At 65.0% G+C, this 18,971-nt stretch carries 17 protein-coding genes; 3 read left to right on the top strand and 14 right to left on the bottom strand.

The window, feature by feature from the left end; translation table 11 throughout:
• Window positions 1-133 precede the first annotated feature (133 nt).
• On the top strand, window positions 134-787 hold the full coding sequence (locus NO366_RS12515) for a phosphate ABC transporter permease (protein WP_256531126.1): 654 nt from the start codon (window positions 134-136) through the stop codon (window positions 785-787).
• Between the two features lie 112 nt (window positions 788-899).
• On the opposite strand, the gene NO366_RS12510 is transcribed toward NO366_RS12515, so the two are convergent.
• Window positions 900-2,123: a metal-dependent hydrolase family protein gene (locus NO366_RS12510; RefSeq protein ID WP_256531125.1), complete on the bottom strand. Its 1,224-nt coding sequence runs from the start codon at window positions 2,121-2,123 to the stop codon at window positions 900-902.
• 183 nt (window positions 2,124-2,306) lie between these two features.
• Here NO366_RS12510 and NO366_RS12505 point away from each other — a divergent pair, with 183 nt between their 5' ends.
• Window positions 2,307-3,512, top strand: coding sequence for an aminotransferase-like domain-containing protein (locus NO366_RS12505; protein WP_256531124.1), 1,206 nt, complete (start codon window positions 2,307-2,309; stop codon window positions 3,510-3,512).
• Between the two features lie 94 nt (window positions 3,513-3,606).
• On the opposite strand, the gene NO366_RS12500 is transcribed toward NO366_RS12505, so the two are convergent.
• On the bottom strand, window positions 3,607-4,851 hold the full coding sequence (locus NO366_RS12500) for an MFS transporter (protein ID WP_256531123.1): 1,245 nt from the start codon (window positions 4,849-4,851) through the stop codon (window positions 3,607-3,609).
• 306 nt (window positions 4,852-5,157) lie between these two features.
• Here NO366_RS12500 and NO366_RS12495 point away from each other — a divergent pair, with 306 nt between their 5' ends.
• Window positions 5,158-5,415, top strand: a complete 258-nt coding sequence (locus NO366_RS12495; protein ID WP_256531122.1) for a hypothetical protein — start codon at window positions 5,158-5,160, stop codon at window positions 5,413-5,415.
• Window positions 5,416-5,485: 70 nt separating this feature from the next.
• On the opposite strand, the gene NO366_RS12490 is transcribed toward NO366_RS12495, so the two are convergent.
• From NO366_RS12490 to NO366_RS12435, 12 genes are all read right to left on the bottom strand, one after another.
• The gene (locus NO366_RS12490) at window positions 5,486-5,740 is read right to left on the bottom strand and encodes a hypothetical protein (protein WP_256531121.1); all 255 of its coding nucleotides are present in this window, start codon (window positions 5,738-5,740) and stop codon (window positions 5,486-5,488) included.
• A 547-nt stretch (window positions 5,741-6,287) separates the two neighbouring features.
• On the bottom strand, window positions 6,288-6,869 hold the full coding sequence (locus NO366_RS12485; protein WP_256531120.1) for a DUF7110 family protein: 582 nt from the start codon (window positions 6,867-6,869) through the stop codon (window positions 6,288-6,290).
• A gap of 158 nt (window positions 6,870-7,027) precedes the next feature.
• A complete protein-coding gene (locus NO366_RS12480; protein ID WP_256531119.1) occupies window positions 7,028-7,372 on the bottom strand; it encodes a glutaredoxin family protein in 345 nt (114 codons plus the stop codon).
• Window positions 7,373-7,844: 472 nt separating this feature from the next.
• The gene (locus NO366_RS12475; protein WP_256531118.1) at window positions 7,845-8,267 is read right to left on the bottom strand and encodes a hypothetical protein; all 423 of its coding nucleotides are present in this window, start codon (window positions 8,265-8,267) and stop codon (window positions 7,845-7,847) included.
• 251 nt (window positions 8,268-8,518) lie between these two features.
• A complete protein-coding gene (locus NO366_RS12470) occupies window positions 8,519-10,567 on the bottom strand; it encodes a thrombospondin type 3 repeat-containing protein (RefSeq protein WP_256531117.1) in 2,049 nt (682 codons plus the stop codon).
• Window positions 10,568-10,722: 155 nt separating this feature from the next.
• Complete coding sequence (locus tag NO366_RS12465; RefSeq protein ID WP_256531116.1) at window positions 10,723-11,397, bottom strand: bifunctional 4-hydroxy-2-oxoglutarate aldolase/2-dehydro-3-deoxy-phosphogluconate aldolase; 675 nt, start codon at window positions 11,395-11,397, stop codon at window positions 10,723-10,725.
• A gap of 5 nt (window positions 11,398-11,402) precedes the next feature.
• Window positions 11,403-12,731 (bottom strand): mandelate racemase/muconate lactonizing enzyme family protein, encoded by a 1,329-nt coding sequence (locus tag NO366_RS12460; RefSeq protein ID WP_256531115.1) that lies wholly within the window; start codon window positions 12,729-12,731, stop codon window positions 11,403-11,405.
• 182 nt (window positions 12,732-12,913) lie between these two features.
• Entirely contained in the window at window positions 12,914-13,564 is a 651-nt protein-coding gene (gene gfcR / locus NO366_RS12455; protein ID WP_256531114.1) for a transcriptional regulator GfcR, read from the bottom strand.
• 108 nt (window positions 13,565-13,672) lie between these two features.
• Window positions 13,673-15,514, bottom strand: a complete 1,842-nt coding sequence (locus NO366_RS12450) for an acetyl-CoA carboxylase biotin carboxylase subunit (RefSeq protein WP_256531113.1) — start codon at window positions 15,512-15,514, stop codon at window positions 13,673-13,675.
• Between the two features lie 179 nt (window positions 15,515-15,693).
• The gene (locus NO366_RS12445; protein ID WP_256531112.1) at window positions 15,694-16,176 is read right to left on the bottom strand and encodes a hypothetical protein; all 483 of its coding nucleotides are present in this window, start codon (window positions 16,174-16,176) and stop codon (window positions 15,694-15,696) included.
• Between the two features lie 559 nt (window positions 16,177-16,735).
• Complete coding sequence (locus NO366_RS12440) at window positions 16,736-17,092, bottom strand: DUF8022 family protein (RefSeq protein WP_256531111.1); 357 nt, start codon at window positions 17,090-17,092, stop codon at window positions 16,736-16,738.
• Between the two features lie 61 nt (window positions 17,093-17,153).
• Complete coding sequence (locus NO366_RS12435; RefSeq protein WP_256531110.1) at window positions 17,154-18,698, bottom strand: acyl-CoA carboxylase subunit beta; 1,545 nt, start codon at window positions 18,696-18,698, stop codon at window positions 17,154-17,156.
• Window positions 18,699-18,971: the final 273 nt, after the last annotated feature.

Below are 18,971 nucleotides of genomic sequence, written 5' to 3'. Positions count from 1 at the left end.
GAGACGACGGCAATCAGGGCCACGCGGTGTGTCGACCGATTGCGGGCCTCGAAGACGATTCGGTGGACGTGATCGTTCGTACGAACGGACAGTCGGGCGCAAAGTACTTGCCACTGTGAACGAACGTTCCGCCATGCTCGACCCACTGGTCGTCGCGCCGGTCGCGATCGGGATCGTCCTCCTGATCGCCGGGGCGACACTCGCACGGTACGGAGTCGCACTCATGGGCGCGCTACTCGGCGCCGGCGGCGGCTACATGGTAGCGCCGACGGTCGCCACCGCAGCCGGGGTCGGCGAACTCGTCGCCTCGGGCATCGGTATCACCATCGGAATCGTCGTCGGCGTCCTGGTCGCACACATGCTGCTCTCGCTCGCGATCGCCGCGATCGGATTCGGCATCGGGACCTACCTCGGACTGACCGTCCTCGCGCCAATCCTCGTCGACGGCGCCTGGTTCGTCGAAGCGGGCGCGGCGATCGCGATCGGTGCCGGCGTCGCGCTGGCGGGGATGACGCTGACCAACACGACCATGATCGCGCTGACCTCGTTCATCGGTGCCGCGCTGGCCAGCCGGACGCTCACCTTCGAGTCGTTCGCACAGGCCCAGTCGGCGGCGAGTCTCGATCCGATCCTGTTCGACGCCACCGAACCGCTCTTCCTCGCGCTCGCTGTCGTCGGCATCCTGATCCAGATCGGCCTGCTAAAACTCGGGTACGCCAAGAAGATCGTGGGCGTACTCCCCGGCGCCGGCAGCCTGGATCGCAGCGAGCGTCGCGCAGAAGGGTAGGCGCGACGAACCGAACACGATCGACACGTCCCGGTCGAGACACCGTTCTCGGATCCGTCGCCGACTGCTCAGACGCGACACACCGTGAGAGCCGTCCGCGAGACGGCCGGCCTCACGTCGCCGGACGCTCGCCGTCGACGTAGACCGCCGCCGGATCGCCACGTAAGATCGAGATATCCGCGGTTGGATCACCGTCGACGGCGACGAAATCGGCGTGATCGCCGACCGTGAGCGACCCGACGTCGTCCGCCGGGATCGTCTCCGCGGCGACCGACGTCGCCGCTTCCAGCGCCTCGATCGGTTCCATACCGACCGCGTCGACGAAGAGTTCGAGTTCCATCGCGTTCTCGCCGTGGGGAACGAGGTCCGGGCCGATGAAGTCGGTCCCTGCGGCGAGGGGAATCCCTTCGTCGTAGGCCCACCGGATCGACTCGACGTGATCTTCGCGCACGCGCCGGGCCTTCTCCAGCCCCCACTCGGGGACGCCGTGGTCGGCGCCGTACTCGCAGATGCGATCGACGATGGAGAGCGTCGGGACGAGGATCGCGCCCGTCTCGTCGAAGAGATCGATCGCCTCCTCGTCGAGGTAGATCCCGTGTTCGATCGTGTCGACGCCGTTTCTGAGCGCGTTCTTGATCCCCGATGCGCCCTGGGCGTGGGCGGCGACCGGGATGTCGACCCGATGGGCTTCTTCCGTGAACGCGGCGATCTCCGCGTCGACGAACTGACTGTGGTGCGGTTCGTCCTTCTCGGAGAGGACGCCGCCGGTCGTCGAGAGTTTGATGAGATCTGCCCCCTGACGAATTCGCCGCCGAGCCCCCTTCCGACACTCGGTGACGCCGTCGACCACCGCCTGATCGTCGTCGGTGTCGAGCCAGCGCCTGGGGAGGAAGTGACGGTCGCCGTGGCCCGCGGTCTGCGAGAACGCCCGCCCACTGGAGAAGACCCGGGGCCCAGGTATCTCACCCTCCAGGATCGCGTCGCGGAGGCCGATCGCGACGTCACTGCCGACGTCCCGAACGGTCGTGAACCCGGCCTCGAGTAGCGTCCGACAGTCCATCGTCCCCCGGGCTGCTTTTATCGCCTGACGATCGGACTCGATCAGCTGGTCGAACGGGTCCATCGATCGAACACCCCAGAGGTGGAGGTGCGCGTCGATCAGCCCGGGGAGGACGAACTCGCCGGAGTGGTCGATCCGTTCGCCGTCAACCGGTTCCGCGACGTCTTCGATCGGCCCGGCGTCCGCGATCCTGCCGTCCTCGATAACGAGCCTGGCGTCGCGAACGACCGTTCCCTCCTCGGCGTCGAACAACGAACCGCAATCGACGTAGCGCATAGCGGGTCGAATGCGACCGACTCCCAAACACCTTTGGCTCCCGGCACGCCACCGCACAATCGCCGGACTACACGTCCCGTACGGTCCGTGGCTCCGTCGTCCCTCGAAACCGCCACCCGAACCGTGTCGCACTCGACGGGATGCGTACGCTTTTTTACCGGTCGACCGTCCCTCCGACAACGAATGCGAGACTCCGCCGAACACCCCGTTTCCGAATTGCTCACGCCCGAAGCCCGGACGACGCTCGATGGGTCCGGGTACGGCAGCTGGCGCCGGCTCGCGACGGCCGACGCCGTCTCCCTGGCGTTCGGCTTCCCGTATCCCGATTCGTTCCGTCTCGATCGACTCCGTGAATCGATCGAAACGGTCCTCGCGTCTGAAGGGAGACAGGCCCTCCAGTACGGGGGCGGTGAATACGCCGATCTGCTAGAATCGGCGGTCAGGAACCGGGCCACGGCCCGCGGGATCGACCCCGACGAGACGGCCGTCCTCCTGACGAACGGCGCGACCCACGCGGTCGATAGCGTCTGTCGAGCGTTCCTCGAACCGGGCGACGTGGTCGCCGTCGAACGGCCCACGTTCATGGGCTCGCTCACCGTCTTCCGGAACTTCGGAGTCGAGATCGAGGAGCTGCCGGTCGACGACGCGGGGCTCGACGTCGACGCGCTCGCGGATCGACTCCACGCGCGGCGAGCGGCGGGCGATCCGATCCCGAAACTCCTCTACACGATCACCGACTTCCAGAACCCGACGGGGACCACGCTCTCGCGGAAGGGGCGCGAACGCCTGCTCGCGCTCGCAGACGAGTTCGACTTCGCCGTCGTCGAGGACGGCGCCTACACCGACCTCAGGTACGAAGGCGAGACCGTCCCGCCGCTCGCGGCCCTCGACGACGCCGGTCGGGTGATCCGCGTCGAGTCGTTCGCGAAGACCATCGCGCCCGGCGTCCGTCTCGGCTGGCTGGTCGCCGCCGAGCCGATCCGCGACGCGATCGACGCGCTCGCGGCCGGCGGAGCGAACACGTTCACCCGTAGCGTGATCGGCCACTACTGCGACGCCGGCCACCTCGAAGCCTCGCTCCCGCCGTTGCGCGAGGCGTACGCGGCCCGCCGGGACCGGCTGCTCGACGCGCTCGAACGCCACATGCCGGCGAGCGCCACGTGGACCGATCCCGACGGCGGCTTCTTCGTCTGGGTCGAGCTGGACGAGTCAGTCGACACCGACGACCGACTCGACGACGCCATCGACGCCGGCGTGACGTACCTGCCGGGCTCGATGTTCTACGCCGACCCGGACGCCGGCTCGAACGCGCTCAGGCTCTCCTTCTCGTACGCCGACCCGGACGCGTTCGACGACGCGATCGCTGCGTTGGCCACCGTGGTCGACTGACTGGAGTGATCGGGAGACAGTCCTCCTCGCCGGTCGTCGACAGGGACCTCGTCGATCTCCGCTGGTCGTCGGCTACGAAGGAAGTCCCCGCCGGTCACTCGGCGGCGACGCCCACGCCGTTCTGGCCCGGCGTGATCCGTCGCTCCAGGGCGACGACACCGGCGCCGATACCCAAACTCAGGACGACCAGCGCCGGCCAGAGGAGGTGATCGACCCCGTAATCGAAGAACAGGCCGCCGACGACGGGTCCGATACCGAAACCGAGGCGCTTGGCGACCTCGATGACCGACAACTTCGTGCCGCGTTCGGCCGCCGGCCCGACGTCGCTCGCAAGGGACGTGACGAGCGGGGCGTGGAGGATCTCCCCGAGCGTCCGCAGGACGAGAAACGCTCCCACGAGGGCGACGCCGAGCGCCCACGGCGCGGCGTTCGACAGGGCGACGGCGACGAAACTGAGCGCCCAGAATCCGACGGAGACCAGCAGTCCGCGGGTTCGCCGCCAGGCCGAAATACGCGAGACGATCGGCAGCTGGAAGACGACGATGACGAGCGGGTTTATGACGAACAGCGTGCCGAGCTGCTCGCTCGTCAGGCCGAACGCGGCCTCCGTGTGGACGGGAATCGTCGAGTTCATCTGTGCGTACATGACTGCGAAGCCGACGTTGAGGGCGGCGAGACCGAGGATCGTCGGGTGGGTGACCGAGCGGCCCCAGGCGGCGAGCGTTTCGCGCAGCGACGCGACGCCGGTCTCGATCCGATCGGCCGCCGGTGACCGCGGAAGCAGAGCGAGGAGGACGACGGCGACGACGGCGCTCGTCGCGCCGTTGGCCACGAAGACACCGGTCCGCGTCACGCCGTAGATCACCCCGCCGAGGACGAACCCCGAGCCGAACCCGGCGTTGCTCGCCACCTTCAGGAGCGCGTAGGCTCGCTCGCGCTGGGCGTCCGTCGAGAGGTCGGCGACCATCGCCTGACTCGCCGGAGCGAACAGACCGAGCACCAGGCCCGCGATCGCGGCGACGACGGTGAACTCGACGGCGGTCGTCACCAGCGCGTACGCGGCCAGCGACGGCGCCGCGAGCGCCATGCTCGCCACCATCACCGGACGACGACCGTACCGATCGGCCAGGAAGCCGCCGACCAGCGTGCCGGTCGCCAGACCGAGCGAGTTCGCGAACAGACCCGTCCCCACGAGCGTGAACGGGATACCCACCTCGCGGTAGAAGTACAGCGTCGCGAAAGGGTAGACCATCCCCGAGCCGAGGACGTTCACGAAGCGGGCGATCGCGACGACCCAGACGCCGCGGTCGAATCCCCGAAGACTCGCGAAACGGGACACGCGTTCACGTCGAACGGCCGGCACAAAGCGGCTTCGAAAGCGGTGATGCGGCCGGCGAGCGTGGCCGTATTCGAACTCACCTTTGTCGGAGCGAACTCACCTTTGTCGGAACGAACTGACTTTGAGTCGGAAGGAGTCGACGTGCCGATCGGTACGGTGATGGGGGACCACCAACCGTCGACAGTGGGGACGGATAGTAGCGCGGCCGCTACAGTACCGGTGACTCGAACCAGACAGCACGGACGTTCCACCCTCGATCGCCATCATCACAACTTTTGTACACACAAATGGGTTACACAAGTACGCATGTCCGGCTCAGGAACGGTCTCGGAATCGTTCGATCTCGATGGGCAGGTTTTCGACGTGGTGATAGCCGCAGGGTTGGTCGTCGCTGGAGTGATCCTGGCCCTATCGAATATCTACTCGATTTTCGTCTTCGTTGGCCTCGCCATCGCGTTCGTCCTGCACATCATCGGCATGATTCCAGGGACTGACTACGACGGGCCCGGACTGTTGCTGTTGGCCTCCTATTTCGTCGCTGTCGGAATAGTGATCGTTCTATAACACAGAACGTGCCTCGTTGCGGGCACACGGCGTGCGCGGCCGGATTGGCACCGGAACGACGCCCGTGTCCTCAGCCGCCCGACGCCTCGTCGCGGCGTTCTGCGTGCGTTTTCATCCGTCGGGAGAACTCGGAGAGGTTCATCGCCGCGGCGCAGTGCTCACAGCAGAGACGTTCCGAGTCGGCGTACGTCTCCGAGAGTACGTCGGGCACCTCGACGGTAACCCGAAAGAGGAACGGGCGCGCCACGTCGCGATCACACCGGTAGCACTCGCAGATGCGAGGCGCCTCGCCGGCCCCGCCGCTCGACGATTCGACGGATCTCATCCGAGATCACCACGGAACGGCAGAACGTGCCACCCGGTGGATCTCGGCCCCCAATCCCGGAAATCGAACGTGAGCGACGGATAACGTTTCGACTCTCTAGACCGAGAGCGGGCGAGACCTTTTTGTCGTGGTGGTGTGTTTCGTAACATGGCGACCAAAATCCCTCTTCAGGATTTGGAAGCCACGTCCCGGGTGCCTCTAACATCCGGGGCACTTCGTGCCCGTGCGGACGTAGCTTCCGTGCGCATGTTTGACGTGATGAGTAATATAGTTACTGGTATTCGGATTGGAATCAAAGAGTGGTTACGGAGATATAACGGTCCTCACGGTATCGCAAACCCATTTCCACGAAAGGGGACCGAGTAGCCGCCAGCGTGTCGAAATCCGATCGGTGCGCTAATCGGGGGCGGGCCACCGTGAGTGGAGAAGCGACGCTCGTATACACACCGGTTTTGAAACGTCTTCCGGGAACAGAAAAAGTTGTGAAACTGACATCTGAACGAGACGCTATCCGGGTGAGGTGGAGATGGGCTAGTGGAGAGACCAATCAGTCGCTGATGAACTTGTTGTCGCGCCAGTTGACGCCGCCGGAGGAGTTCGACGTGTCGCGGGGGCCTTCGACGACCTCGACGTCGGCGGGGCGGACCTCGCCGTCGACGATGCGCGTCGCCTCGAGGTCGCCGTCGTGGTCGGAGATGGCAGTCAGGGTGCCTTTCTCGGACTGCTCGGCGATGTCACAGAGGACGAGGAACATCTCGTACTGCAGGAGTGAGTTCTGCAGGACGGTCTCGCGGTCGCCCTTGAAGGCGGCGTACTCGACGAGTTCCGATTCGATCTCCTCTTCCTCCTCGTCCTCCCAGCGGAAGGCGTTCCGGCGCTCGTCGGGGTCCTCCTCGTAGACGCGGTTCTCGGTCACGCTGGCCTTGAGCTGGGCGGAGGGCGTGTACTTGCTGACGCTATCGTCCTCGGCGTCGGCCTTGAGAATGAGGGTGTTGTTGCGCCGGGTGAGTTCCACGTCGGCGATCCCGTCGGGGTAGGTGGCTTCGTCGAGGTGATCGTGTAGGTCCTCGAGGGGCAGTTCGAGCGTCGAGTGGAGACGATATACGTGTCCGGATTCCTCTGATGACATGGTGACAGTTCTGGAGTGCTCGCTTACTCGTCCATACGAGGGCGGCGCTTAAATGACCTGCTGTTCGATACTACAAGCGAGAGACCGGATGAATCACCATCGGGTGACGGGTTCGCGGCTGCACGTACCACGATTCTGAGATTTTTTCGGCGGCCCGCTCACGCCGCGTCGAGCGTCTCCGCGAGTTCGCCCTGCTCCTGGAGTTCCTCCAGGATATCGCTCCCGCCGACGAACTCGCCGTCGACGTAGGTCTGCGGGATCGTCTCCCAGCCGCTCTGGGCCGAGAGCGCCTGGCGGTACTCGTCTATCGACTCCAGGACGTCCACCGTCTCGAACTCCTCGCGGTGCTGGGAGATGAGTCCTAGCGCCTTCCGGGAGTACCCACACTGAGGCATCAGCTGCGTCCCCTTCATGAAGAGTACGACGTCGTTCTCCGCGATCGCCTCGTCGACCTGTTCGGTGACCTCGTCCTGATCGAGCCCCTGATTCGGTGGGAAGTCCATATCCCCTCTAGGGACGCTCGGCCGCATATGCCTTGCGACCCGAACTTTTTCTCTGCGGTCTGTCGCGCTGTCGGCTTCGCCGAACAACGCGACGTCCCTCGGAAAAACTTCGATGAAAAGCACTCCTCCCTCCGTTTCGTGACGCTTCGCGTCACTCCACATCGGTCGTCGGCCCGCTCGCTCCCTTCGGTCGCTCGCGGAGACTACTCTCTACAGCCCCGTTCCGTTTGAACGGGACTCGTCGTGACGAGTGAAGTACTGCCGTGATGGTCGTGGCACGGTCCAGATCTCGCTCAGGACGCGCTTACCGGCGTCCCGCGTGACGCCGATCGAGGTGTGCAACCCGCGCGACAGCTGCGTCCGCGTGAACTGCGCCTGCGTCTCCGTCGTGTGCGTGACTCAGCCAGCAAGGGTCTCCACCCGCTAAATCTCTGATAGAAGGGGATCAGTGAGAACTTCGGGGAGAATCAGCTTACGATTCGAGTCCGAATTGCTCGTGAAGCGCTTCCAGATACTCACTGCGTCCAGTGAACGCATATTTGGACAGCCAGAGGAAGACCCCGCCGTCTTCGCGCTCATCGACACGCCACGCGGGTGCTTCCAGGACTCGTTCCCGACCGAGGTTCTCGACCATCTCCGGCCCGAATCCGTTCACCCAGAAGAGATCTTCAATCTCGCCTCGTTCGATGCCTGATTCCGAGAGTACCGATTCATCAAGATACATGTCGCCATAAACGTAGATCGGCGAGAGATAGTCGTAGAGGGCGTGAATGAATTCCGGGATGAGTTCCGGGGATTCGTAATTCCTGGGTTTGGTGTACCACTCGTCGATAGACAGCGATAGATTTGGCACGTCGATACGCTTCGGTGATTGGCCTGGGACGTGAATCCCCACGTAGAGATCACCGTACCACAACCACAGCGTACCGCCTTCTGTTCGAACGATTCCGTTGACAGCCTCGTCAACGGTCGGTTCGTAGCAGATTCCATCGGTACACTGTGTCGAGTAGCCGAACCGGCGAGCATCGTCGCTATCCGGCGGCGAACGCGAACATTCCAAGTCGTCGAAACAGAAACGGAGGAGCGACTCGATTTCCGCTGGTTCCGGTTCCGACTCGAGGAGATAGGGAATTGAGAGGAAATCGCTCATGGATACGTGACCACCTCCCCACCGTTGGATTCGACCATGTCCGTGATATCCTCGTGAGGCTCCGTCTTTAAAGCTACCTCGAGAGTGCCTCCCTCGACCTCGATGTATTGCTGGTATTGTCCGATCTTGTTTTCGAGTTTCTTATACATTTCATCTCCTTTTACCGCTCCTGAATAATCGCCGCTTTTCGCCTCGATAACCCGGCCATCAGTGGTCACGACATCTATATCACCCCTTGAGTAGGGATTCGGTTTTTGCACTTCTTTCACGTTGTCTACGCCCTTTTCGATAGTAACTCTCGCTTCGAACGCCGGGCCATCAATGTTACTTGCCTCCGCTTCAAGAAGGTCATCAGCAATACGATTCCGTCCGGGAACCCCAGCCTCCGACAGCACCTCCAGATCGTCGACGAGCTGCTCCAGTTCGATCTCATCCGAGTGATCCACCAGATTCGACGCGAGCTTCTCCGAATCGACGTCGAAATCCATGTTGTGTACACGCCAGACGTCGTCGACGCCACCGTCGGTCATCGCCTCCGCGGTCTTCGCACCGCCACGCTGGATCGTCGGCCCGACGGTCGACTGCGCTTCCGGGTCCAGATCGTTCAGGGCGTCACCATCGACGTCGTGCCGGTGGAGCAACGTCGCGACCCGATACTGCGCGCCCGCGGTCCGGATCTCGCTCAGGACGCGCTCTCCGGCGTCGCGCGTGACCCCGATCGAGGTGTGCAACCCGCGCGACAGCTGCGTCCGCGCGAATTTCGCCTGCGTCTTCGTCGTGTGTTTGACCCGACCGGCGAGTTTCGCCGCCCGGTTGATCTCGCCGGTGTCCAGCTTGCTGGCGATCTTCTGGAAGCGCTTCGTGTTCTTCACCGCCTTCACGATCGCGCCGCCCGGCACCAGCGCCTCCAGGATGAACCAGCCGACGTAGCCCTCGTACCACCCGATCCGGTACTCCTGGTAGAACTCGCTCCCCGGCGCGTGCGGGTTGTTTTGATCCTGCTGGGCGTCGATCGCCGCCGGAAGCGACGCGATCACTTCCGTGAAGTTCGTGATCACGTCGATGATATCCGTCATCGCCGCGATCGTCTCGATCGGCTTCTTGTACAGCGCCAGCAGGAAGCCGTAGATCTCGCCCGCACCCGACGTCAGCCCCGAGAGCACGCCCATGTAATATTCGACCGTCGCGTGGCTCAGGCCCTGGGCGCGCAACTCCTCGGAGATCTGCCCCATGAGGTTGGTCCGCTCGTAGGCCACCACCCGCTCTACGTTCCCGTTTCGATCCTCCGCGGTGACCGCGATCGTCGACCCCGAGAACATATCGCCAACCATCTCTGCCGCGCCGATCGTCACCGCGCTGTCGATCGGCTCGCTCGACACGCCGTCCAGTGAGTGGGTCTCCCTGACCTCCTCGTTGTACAGCACCTCCGACTCCGCCAGCCCCGCCGGATCCTCGACGTAGTACTCCGTGTGGTACGTCCCCTCGAAGATCGGCTCGCCGTCGTACGACGCGTCCCAGACCTCGATCGACGGCGGCCGAAGGTCGTACAGCCTCGGATCGTACGCGCCCGTCAGCGCTTCGCCGTCCGACACGCCGTCGCCCGTCGTGTCAGTCGCCTCCGGATCCGTCCCGTAGCGCAACTCGTCGGCGTCTGAGAGCCCGTCACCGTCGGTGTCCTCGACCAGCGGGTCGGCAAAGACACGTGTCTCTTCGAGGATATCCTCGTCCAGATCGCCGATGTCCTCTGCCGCGTCGAGTTCCTCCAGGAACGTCTCCGTCTGCTCTTCGTTCGTCGCGTACGTGGCGAGCCAACCCTCGGTCTGCTCGGGGTCAGTCAGCCCGTCACCGGTCGAATCGACACGGGCGGGGTGCGAGTAGGCCTGGGAGACGTACCCGCGCAGTTTCCCGCCGGAACTCGAGTGGACGTAACTGACGGCGATGTCGACCTCATCGTCGTCCCGAAGGCCGTCGCCGTCCGTGTCCGCGACCGTCGGATCGAGGTCCAGCGGCGAGAACAGGTGCTGGCCCTCCCCCGCCGCGGGCATGTGCAGGTCCAGTTCCTCGGCGACGTCCGGAATCCCGCTCCCCGCGCTGTCGACGAGGACCGAGACGTGGAGACGGGACGGACGCTCGTGCCGTCGACGCCCGCGTGATCTGGGTGCCGATCCGCCACGGCGTCACTCTCGATCGCGAACGCACCTCACTCCGCGCGGGCGTCGGCGACTTCGTCCACGAACTTTTCGGCGCGGCGTTCGAGCGTGTCGACGTCCCCCGTGGCTATCGCGTCGCCGTCGACCAGGTCGCTCCCGACGCCGACCGCGCACGCGCCGGCGTCGATGTAGTCGGCCGCGTTCTGCAACGAGACGCCGCCGGTGGGAATCATCGCCACGTTCCCGAGCGGGCCGGCGAGCGCGGAGAGGTGGTCCGGACCGACGCTACTGGCGGGGAAGACTTTCAGGACGTCCGCCCCCGCCTCCATCGCGGTCACGGCCTCCGTCGGCGTCAGCACGCCGCACATCGAGAGGACGCCGCGACGGTTGCACGTCCGGACGACGTCCGGCGCCGTGTGCGGTGTGACGACGAACGACGCACCGGCGTCGACGACCGCACTCGCCGTGGCGGGGTCGAGCACGGTTCCGGCACCGATCACCGCGTCGGTCCCGTCGAGTTCGCTACGCAGCCGTGACACCTTCTCCGTTGCGCCGGGATCGTCGGCCGTGATCTCGATGCCCAGCACACCACCCTCGACGAGCGCGTTCGCGACCGGACCCACGGCCTCGCGATCGACCCCGCGGAGCACGGCGACGACGCCGCTGTCGACGATGGTGGCGAGCGGTTCGTCACCGTCCGTATCGGCAGCTGGATTCGCGTCCATTCGACTCAGGCCTCCTCGAACAGCTCCTCGCCCTCGACCATGTGCTCGGCGACGACGTCCATGTCCAGCGTCACCCCGAGACCGGGCTCCTCGGGAATCTCGATGTACCCATCCTCGATCACGGTCTCTTCGACGAGGTCCGCCCACCACTCCAGTTCGTAGGCGTGGAACTCGACGGCCAGCGCGTTCGAGACCGCCGCGCCAACCTGTGCGCTGGCCATCGTCGCGACCGGCGAAGAGACGTTGTGCATCGCCACGGGGACGTAGTAGAGGTCGGCGAGATCGGCGATCTTCGCGGTCTCGCGCATGCCGCCGACCTTCGGAAGGTCCGGTGCGACGATGTCGACGGCGCCATCCTCCAGGAGCCGGCGCTGGCCGTGCGTGCGATAGACGTTCTCCCCCGTGGCGATCGGCGTCGACGTCGATTGCGTTACCTCACGCTGGACGTCGTGGTTCTCCGGCGGAACGGGGTCTTCGAGCCACCAGACGTCGTACGGTTCGAGCGCGTTCGCCAGTCGCTTGGCGCTCCCCGCGGTGAAGGACCAGTGGCAGTCGAAGGCCACGTCCGCCCGGTGACCCACCGCCTCGGTGACCGCCTCGACGATCGATCGCTTGTGTTCGATCTCGGCGTCGCGCAGGTGACGGTTCGCCCGGTCCCTCTCGTGACCGGATGGCACGTCGAGATCGAACTTCAGAGCGTCGTAGCCCAGCTCCTCGACGACGCGTTCGGCCTCCTCGGCCTGGACGAGCGGCTCGGCCGGTGGCGGGTTTTCGCCGGTGGCGGCCCGTGTCGGCGGTCCGTTCCCGTAGCCGGTGTCACCTCCATCGGCAGTGTCACCCTCGTCCGTGGGCGCTTCGACGTGGCAGTCGCAGTAGACGCGAACCGCGTCGCGGTACTTCCCGCCGAGCAGCTGGTAGGCCGGCACGTCGAGGATCTTGCCAACAAGGTCGTGCAACGCCACCTCGATACCCGAGATGGCCGTCACCGTCACGCCGCCGATCGACCCCTCGCCGGACATCCGCTGGACGAGGTGCTCCGTCAGGCGATCGACGTCTAGGGGGTTCTCCCCGCGAAGAAACGGTACCATTCGCTCGATCAACTCCGGCGCACCGGCCCCCCAGTAGGCCTCGCCCGTCCCGACGATCCCGGCGTCCGTATAGACCCGGACGAGCGTCCACGGGAAGTTGCCGTCGACCATCGTCGTCTGGACGTCCGTGATCTCGACGTCGCGGCCGCCGCCGCGTTTCGCGGTGACGCCCATCGAGTCGGCCGACAGATCGCGCATCGTGTACTCGGCGTTCGGGTCCCGAAGCGCGCTGTAGTCGATTCCCATGGCCCTCAAAGCACGTCGACCGTTGTAGCTGTTGGTTCAGCCGACGCGACCGGTACGGAACACGGATCGTCACCGAGGCCAGAACGCAGTTCGTCACGGATCGATTCAGGGGTCGGATGCGGATCGGATCCGTTCGGTAGCAGGGGGTACCGCTGGGATCAAGTGACGAGTGCGAGGCGGCTTCACGCGTCGTGTCGGCCGACGTTGATCACCTGCAACAGCGAGTAGACGGGAACGCCATCTAGGTCGTCGAGCCCCTGCTTGTCCGCGAGGACGACGCAGGCCAGTGGCTCCCCGCCCTCGGTTCGGATCGCCTCGATGGTCTCGCTCATCGTTGTCCCGCTCGTGATCGTGTCGTCGACGACGTAGCACTCCCGATCGCGGATGCCCGCGAAGTTGCGGCTGAACGAGCCGGTGAGTTCCGCGATGTCGCCTTCCTCCCACTGGTGCTTCGCGGGTGCGTACGTCGCGAGGTCGGTCTCGAGTTCCCGCGCGACGAGCGCCGCGACCGGGCCACCCGCCTTCTCGATCCCGACCGTCAGATCGACATCCTCGCCGTGTTTCGCCAGCAGATCGGCCATCGCCACGGCGATCGCGTTCAGTCGGCGGGAGTCGCGCCCGATCGCCGACCAGTCCACGTGGACGTCCTGCGGCCGGCTCGGCTCCGAAGCGGTCTGCCCCCCCGACTCGGTATCGGTGTCCAGCCCGCTCCGGTCGACCAACCAGCTCGCCGTCTCTCGCGAGACGTTGAGTTCGTCCGCGATTTCTCCGCGCGAGAGGCCCTGATCCGCGAGTTCGGCCGCGCCCTCGATGAGGTCGTCGACGTTCTTCATAGGACGGGCTACATCGCACAGCCTCAAAGTGCTAACAGGGACCGAACAGTTGGGCAAAACGGCTCCGTAATCGATACCGGCGAAAACGAAACACTTCGAGTCGAAGCCTCACTCCAGCACGACCAGCGTGTCGCCCATGTCGACGCTGTCGCCCTCGGCGATCGGCACCTGGCTCACGGTGCCGCCGATGGAGGCGACGATGTCGTTCTCCATCTTCATCGCTTCGAGCACGACGACGACGTCCCCTGCGGCGACCTCGTCGCCTTCTCCGACCTCGACGGAGAGGACGGTCCCTTGCATCTCGGCCGTGACCGACTCGCCGTCGCCAGAGACGTCCGCCGTCTCGCTCCCGGTGTCTGCGCTGGCACTCGATCCCTGTGACGGTCGCTGCGCCCCCGCGGAACCGCCGCTACCGCCGTTGGCCAGCGGTGCGGCACCGCGCTCCTCGAGGTCGACCTCGAACCGCTTTCCGTTGACTTCGACGGTGAACTCGCGCTCGACGACGTCGACGTCCTCGGGTTCCGCCGCGGGTTCGTCCGGGCCCCAGCGCTCCTGGGCGTCCTCGAATCGGCTGCGATCCGCTTCTTCGTCGAGATACTTCGTCGTGTGCGTGCCCTCGACGAAGCGCTCGTCGGTGCACATCAGCCGGTGGAAGGGGACGATCGTCGTGACACCCTCGATGTCGTACTCCGCGAGCGCGCGCGACGAGCGGGCGAGACACTCCTCGCGATCGGCACCCCAGACGATGAGTTTCGCGATCATCGAGTCGTAGTCGGTGACGAGTTCGTCGCCCTGACGCATCGCGTCGTCGACGCGGACGCCGACGCCACCCGGTGGGTCGTAGGTGGTGAGCGTCCCACCGGAGGCGGGTTGGAAGTCGTTCGCCGCGTTCTCGGCGTTGATGCGGAACTCGATCGCGTGGCCGTCGAATTCGACGTCGTCCTGGGCGAAGTCGAGTTCTTCCCCGGCAGCGATCCGAAGTTGCCACTTGAGTATGTCGATACCCGTAATCTCCTCGGTGACGCAGTGTTCGACCTGGATCCGCGTGTTGACTTCGAGGAAGTAGAAGTTCGCGTCGGGGCCCAGCAGGCCGTCGCGGTCGGGATCCTCCTCGACCAGGAACTCCACCGTGCCGGCGTTCGTGTAGTCCGCGGCGGCGACGCCGCGACGGGCGGCCTCGCCGATCTGTTCGCGCAATTCGTCGGTCAGCGCCGGGGACGGGCCCTCCTCGACGACTTTCTGGTGACGGCGCTGGAGCGAACAGTCGCGCTCGCCGAGGTGACGGACGTTGCCGTGCTGGTCGGCGACGATCTGCACCTCGATGTGGCGCGGGTTCTCGAGGTAGCGTTCGAGGTAGACCGAGTCGTTGTCGAAGTAGGCCTCGCCCTCGCGTTTGGCGCTCTCGAGTTGATCCGCGGCCTCGTCGGCCGATTCGACGACCTTCATCCCGCGGCCGCCACCGCCGCCTTCGGCCTTGATCGCGACGGGGTAGCCGTATTCCTCGCCGAACGCTTCGACTTCCTCGGCCGACTCGACCGGATCGGTCGTCCCCGGGACGATCGGCACGTCCGCGTCGCTCATGATCGTCCGGGCCTTGGTCTTCTCCCCCAGGCTCTCCATCGCGTCGCTAGATGGACCGACCCAGGTGATCCCCTCCTCGCCCTCGACTTTCGCGGCGAACTCGGCGTTCTCGGCGAGGAACCCGTAGCCGGGATGGATCGCGTCCGCGTCGGCCTTGTGCGCGGCCTCGATGACGCCCTCGTGGTCCAGATAGGACTCCGCCGCCCGGGCGGGGCCCACGTTGTAGGCCTCGTCGGCGTAGCGAACGTGCCCACCGTTCTTGTCCGCCTCTGAGTAGACCGCGACTGTCTCGACGTCCAGTTCCTCGCAGGCCCGCATGACCCTGACGGCGATCTCGCCGCGATTCGCGACGAGGACTTTCCGGAACATTCCTGCTCGGACGGTTGCTCGGGGCGTACCTTACTTTTTCGCAACGGAGTCGCGGTGGGTCGAACCAACCCCGGACCGCTACGGAACGCCGTCTAGCCCGTCACTTCCCCCACTGAGTATCGATCCCGGGCCGTGACTGAAGCCGCCCCGAAGTCGATCGATCCCGTCCGAAAACGCACTCAGCTCCAGGGGCAACAGGAACAATCGAATCCCGCAGTGGAGCAACTCCCACACGCTCCCTGACTGACGATCCAGCAGTTGAAACCGCTCTCGGACTGGCAGCACCGCTGGGTCGTCTCCTTCCCCTCCTCGAAACAGGCGGGGTAGCCGTACGGGTCACAGAAACATCGATCACACGAATAGAACTCACAGTACGTATCCTCCTCGCAGTCGGCGGGAGACACTTCACCATCCGCCGTGACGATGACGTCACCATCGTCGGTTTCGACGACGGCGTGGGCCCGTCCGTACGATGGACGGACGAAGATCGTCATCGGCCTGGCGGCGCGGGTATAGGAGAGACTGATCAGGACGCCATCGGCTTTCGACTCGGTGACGTCGTATCCGTCGACCGGCAAACTCGCGTCGATCGTTCGGTCGTCCGGTAACCGCGTCTGCAATTCGAAGGACACGTCGGCGGTATCCAGGTACTCCAGTGTCACCAGTTGTCGGCGAAGTCCCGCCGTCGTCTTCGCTACGACCTGGCGTCGGTACGACGGCTCCGATCGGAACCGTTCGGGATCGGTGTCGATTTTCGGACCCGGACCCTCGGCGATGTCGCGAGGGCGATCCTCTCGCGCAGCGCCTGTCCCGGTCACGATAGCCCCGATCCCGAGGGAGCTGGCGCCGGCTCGTTTCAGAAGGTCTCTCCGCCGAAAGTGCGAACGTCGCCCGTTATCATCCGACATTGCGCTCGGAACACTAATCCTATCTATAATAATTGTTTTTATTTTTATCATTCTTAATATATATCCTGGTATATCCCTCACATATCCGACGGGTTCGGGCAGCGGCCGCTCTCACAGGCCCGGCGATCCTTGCGGGTACCCAAAGTCGAGAGGATAGATGCGGGGATCCCGCTTCGGAGATCGCAGAGAATACGGCCGGTTCAAAGAATTTCCTCACACCACCAGCGCCCGCTACGGGCGTGAGTACGCCCGTCACTCTACGAATCGTCCGTCACTGTACGACTCTCGTGTCATCGTCCGGCGTTACGTGGTTTCAATACCGGTCGGTCCGGCCGGCCGCCGTCCACGGGTCCGTTGGGGCAGCGGACGGGACGCGTGTCGATCGACCCTGTAACGCGCCGGTTCGGCCGGCGAACGCCCAGCGCTGGCCGTCCCACGTCGTATCCGAAGATTCTGCCGCCGCGGCCGCCGCTTCCCGGTCGCGAAGGTGCGCGCCGATCGCGGCCACGATCGCCGCGGTCTCGGACGGCGTAGCCGACGGCGGGATCGACAGCGAGACGTCGCCGTCGAGCGAGATCTCCGCGTCGGTCCCCGCCGTCCGGTCCGCGTCACCACCTGCGTCGATGTCGCCAGCCGTATCGGCGGGGCCATCGTTCGCGTCGTCCGTCACGGTATCGCCATCATCGTCGCCCGATATAGGGGGTTCGTTTCGACTCATCGATCGCCCCCCGTCACAGCGGGATGTTCCCGTGTTTTTTGTCCGGCGTGTCTTCGCGCTTGGACTGGAGCATCTCCAGGTCGCGGATCAGGCGCGGCCGGGTCTCGGTGGGCCGAATGACGTCGTCGAGGAACCCTTTGTCCGTCGCCGTGTAGGGGTTGGCGAACTCCTCGCGGTACTCCTCGATGAGTTCCTCCCGAAGTGCGTCCGGATCGTCGGCCTCGGCGAGTTCGTCCCGGTAGAGGATGTTCACAGCGCCCTTCGGCCCCATGACGGCGATCTCGGCGGTCGGCCAGGCGTAGTTGACGTCCGCGCCGAGGTTCTTCGAGGCCATCACGCAGTAGGCACCGCCGTAGGCCTTGCGCGTGATGACGGTCAAGAGCGGGACGGTCGCCTCGGAGAAGGCGTAGAGCAGTTTCGCGCCGTGGCGGATGATCCCCCGATGTTCCTGATCGGTGCCCGGCATGTAGCCGGGAACGTCCACGAAGGTGACGATCGGGATGTTGAACGAATCACAGAAGCGAACGAAGCGCGATCCCTTCATCGAGGCGTCGACGGTGAGAGTCCCGGCGTTGACTCGCGGCTGGTTGGCCACGAGGCCCACCGATCGGCCGTCGAGTCGGCCGAAGCCGACGACGAGGTTCTTCGCGTAGTTCTCCGCGACCTCGAAGAACGAGCCCTCGTCGACGGTCGTCGCGATGACGTCCGTCATATCGTAGGGCTTCTGGGGATTGTCGGGGACGATCGACTCGAGTGCATCGTCGCGTCGTTCCGGATCGTCCCAGGGCTCGACCCTTGGGGGATCCTCGACGTTGTTTTGCGGGAGGTACGAGAGAAGGCGGCGGATCTTGTCGAGTGCGTCCTCCTCGGACTCGCAGGCGAACTGGGCGACGCCGGTCTCGCCGGCGTGGGTCATCGCCCCGCCGAGTTCCTCGTGCGTGACGTCCTCACCGGTGACGGTCTTGGTGACGCCGGGGCCGGTGATGTACATGTGGCTCGTGTCCTTCACCATGAAGATGAAGTCCGTGATAGCGGGGGAGTACACCGCACCGCCGGCGCAGGGTCCCATCGTCGCGGAGATCTGCGGGATGACGCCGCTCGCTTGCTGGTTCCGCCGGAAGATCTCGGTGTAGCCCGCGAGGCTCTTGACGCCCTCCTGAATCCGCGCGCCCGCAGAGTCGTTGAGCCCGATGACGGGCGCACCGACCTCCATCGCCATGTCCATGACCTTGCAGACCTTCTCCGCGAAGACCTCGCCGAGCGAGCCGCCGAAGACGGTGAAGTCGTGGGCGAAGACGAAGACGTTCCGGCCGTCGACCTCGCCGTAGCCGGTCACGACGCCGTCGCCTTTGACCTGTTTTGCGTCCATCCCGAAGTTCGTCTCGTCGTGCGTGCGAAGCTGGTCGAACTCGGTGAACGTGTCGTCGTCGAGGAAGTACTCGATGCGCTCGCGGGCGGTCAGCTTGCCCTTCTCGTGCTGGCGCTCGATGCGCTCTTCGCCGCCACCCTGACGCGCTTCCGCACGGAGTCGCTCCAGTTCTTCGATGCGGTCTTCCATCGTCATCGTCCGTTCCACCCTGCGAGACTCATTGTCGAGACGAACGACCAGCCCCCCAAAAAGCGTTCTGCTACAGTGAACGTATGCGTCAACGCGTCCGGCCGCGAGTCGAAGGTATTCGGCTACAGAACGAGTGAGACAGGGTCCTCGAACGCGATTCGCGGTCGGATGTCACTGCGACGAACCCGACCGACCCATGGACAGGTGCGCGCACACCCTCCGTGAGATCAGGAATCCGGAATCGCGACCGTGTCGGGGACGTGGAACCGAATC

The organism is Halovivax cerinus (genome assembly GCF_024498195.1).
Lineage (GTDB): Archaea > Halobacteriota > Halobacteria > Halobacteriales > Natrialbaceae > Halovivax > Halovivax cerinus.
Note: the sequence above shows the minus strand (reverse complement) of the source record. Positions and strands in the feature narration are given on the sequence as shown.

Coding starts and splice junctions, on each gene's coding strand:
- NO366_RS12515 (WP_256531126.1), top strand. CDS start 134: ATGCTCGACCCACTGGTCGTCGCGCCGGTCGCGATCGGGATCGTCCTC.
- NO366_RS12510 (WP_256531125.1), bottom strand. CDS start 2,123: ATGCGCTACGTCGATTGCGGTTCGTTGTTCGACGCCGAGGAGGGAACG.
- NO366_RS12505 (WP_256531124.1), top strand. CDS start 2,307: ATGCGAGACTCCGCCGAACACCCCGTTTCCGAATTGCTCACGCCCGAA.
- NO366_RS12495 (WP_256531122.1), top strand. CDS start 5,158: ATGTCCGGCTCAGGAACGGTCTCGGAATCGTTCGATCTCGATGGGCAG.
- NO366_RS12490 (WP_256531121.1), bottom strand. CDS start 5,740: ATGAGATCCGTCGAATCGTCGAGCGGCGGGGCCGGCGAGGCGCCTCGC.
- NO366_RS12485 (WP_256531120.1), bottom strand. CDS start 6,869: ATGTCATCAGAGGAATCCGGACACGTATATCGTCTCCACTCGACGCTC.
- NO366_RS12480 (WP_256531119.1), bottom strand. CDS start 7,372: ATGGACTTCCCACCGAATCAGGGGCTCGATCAGGACGAGGTCACCGAA.
- NO366_RS12470 (WP_256531117.1), bottom strand. CDS start 10,567: ATGCCCGCGGCGGGGGAGGGCCAGCACCTGTTCTCGCCGCTGGACCTC.
- NO366_RS12465 (WP_256531116.1), bottom strand. CDS start 11,397: ATGGACGCGAATCCAGCTGCCGATACGGACGGTGACGAACCGCTCGCC.
- NO366_RS12460 (WP_256531115.1), bottom strand. CDS start 12,731: ATGGGAATCGACTACAGCGCGCTTCGGGACCCGAACGCCGAGTACACG.
- gfcR (WP_256531114.1), bottom strand. CDS start 13,564: ATGAAGAACGTCGACGACCTCATCGAGGGCGCGGCCGAACTCGCGGAT.
- NO366_RS12450 (WP_256531113.1), bottom strand. CDS start 15,514: ATGTTCCGGAAAGTCCTCGTCGCGAATCGCGGCGAGATCGCCGTCAGG.
- NO366_RS12435 (WP_256531110.1), bottom strand. CDS start 18,698: ATGGAAGACCGCATCGAAGAACTGGAGCGACTCCGTGCGGAAGCGCGT.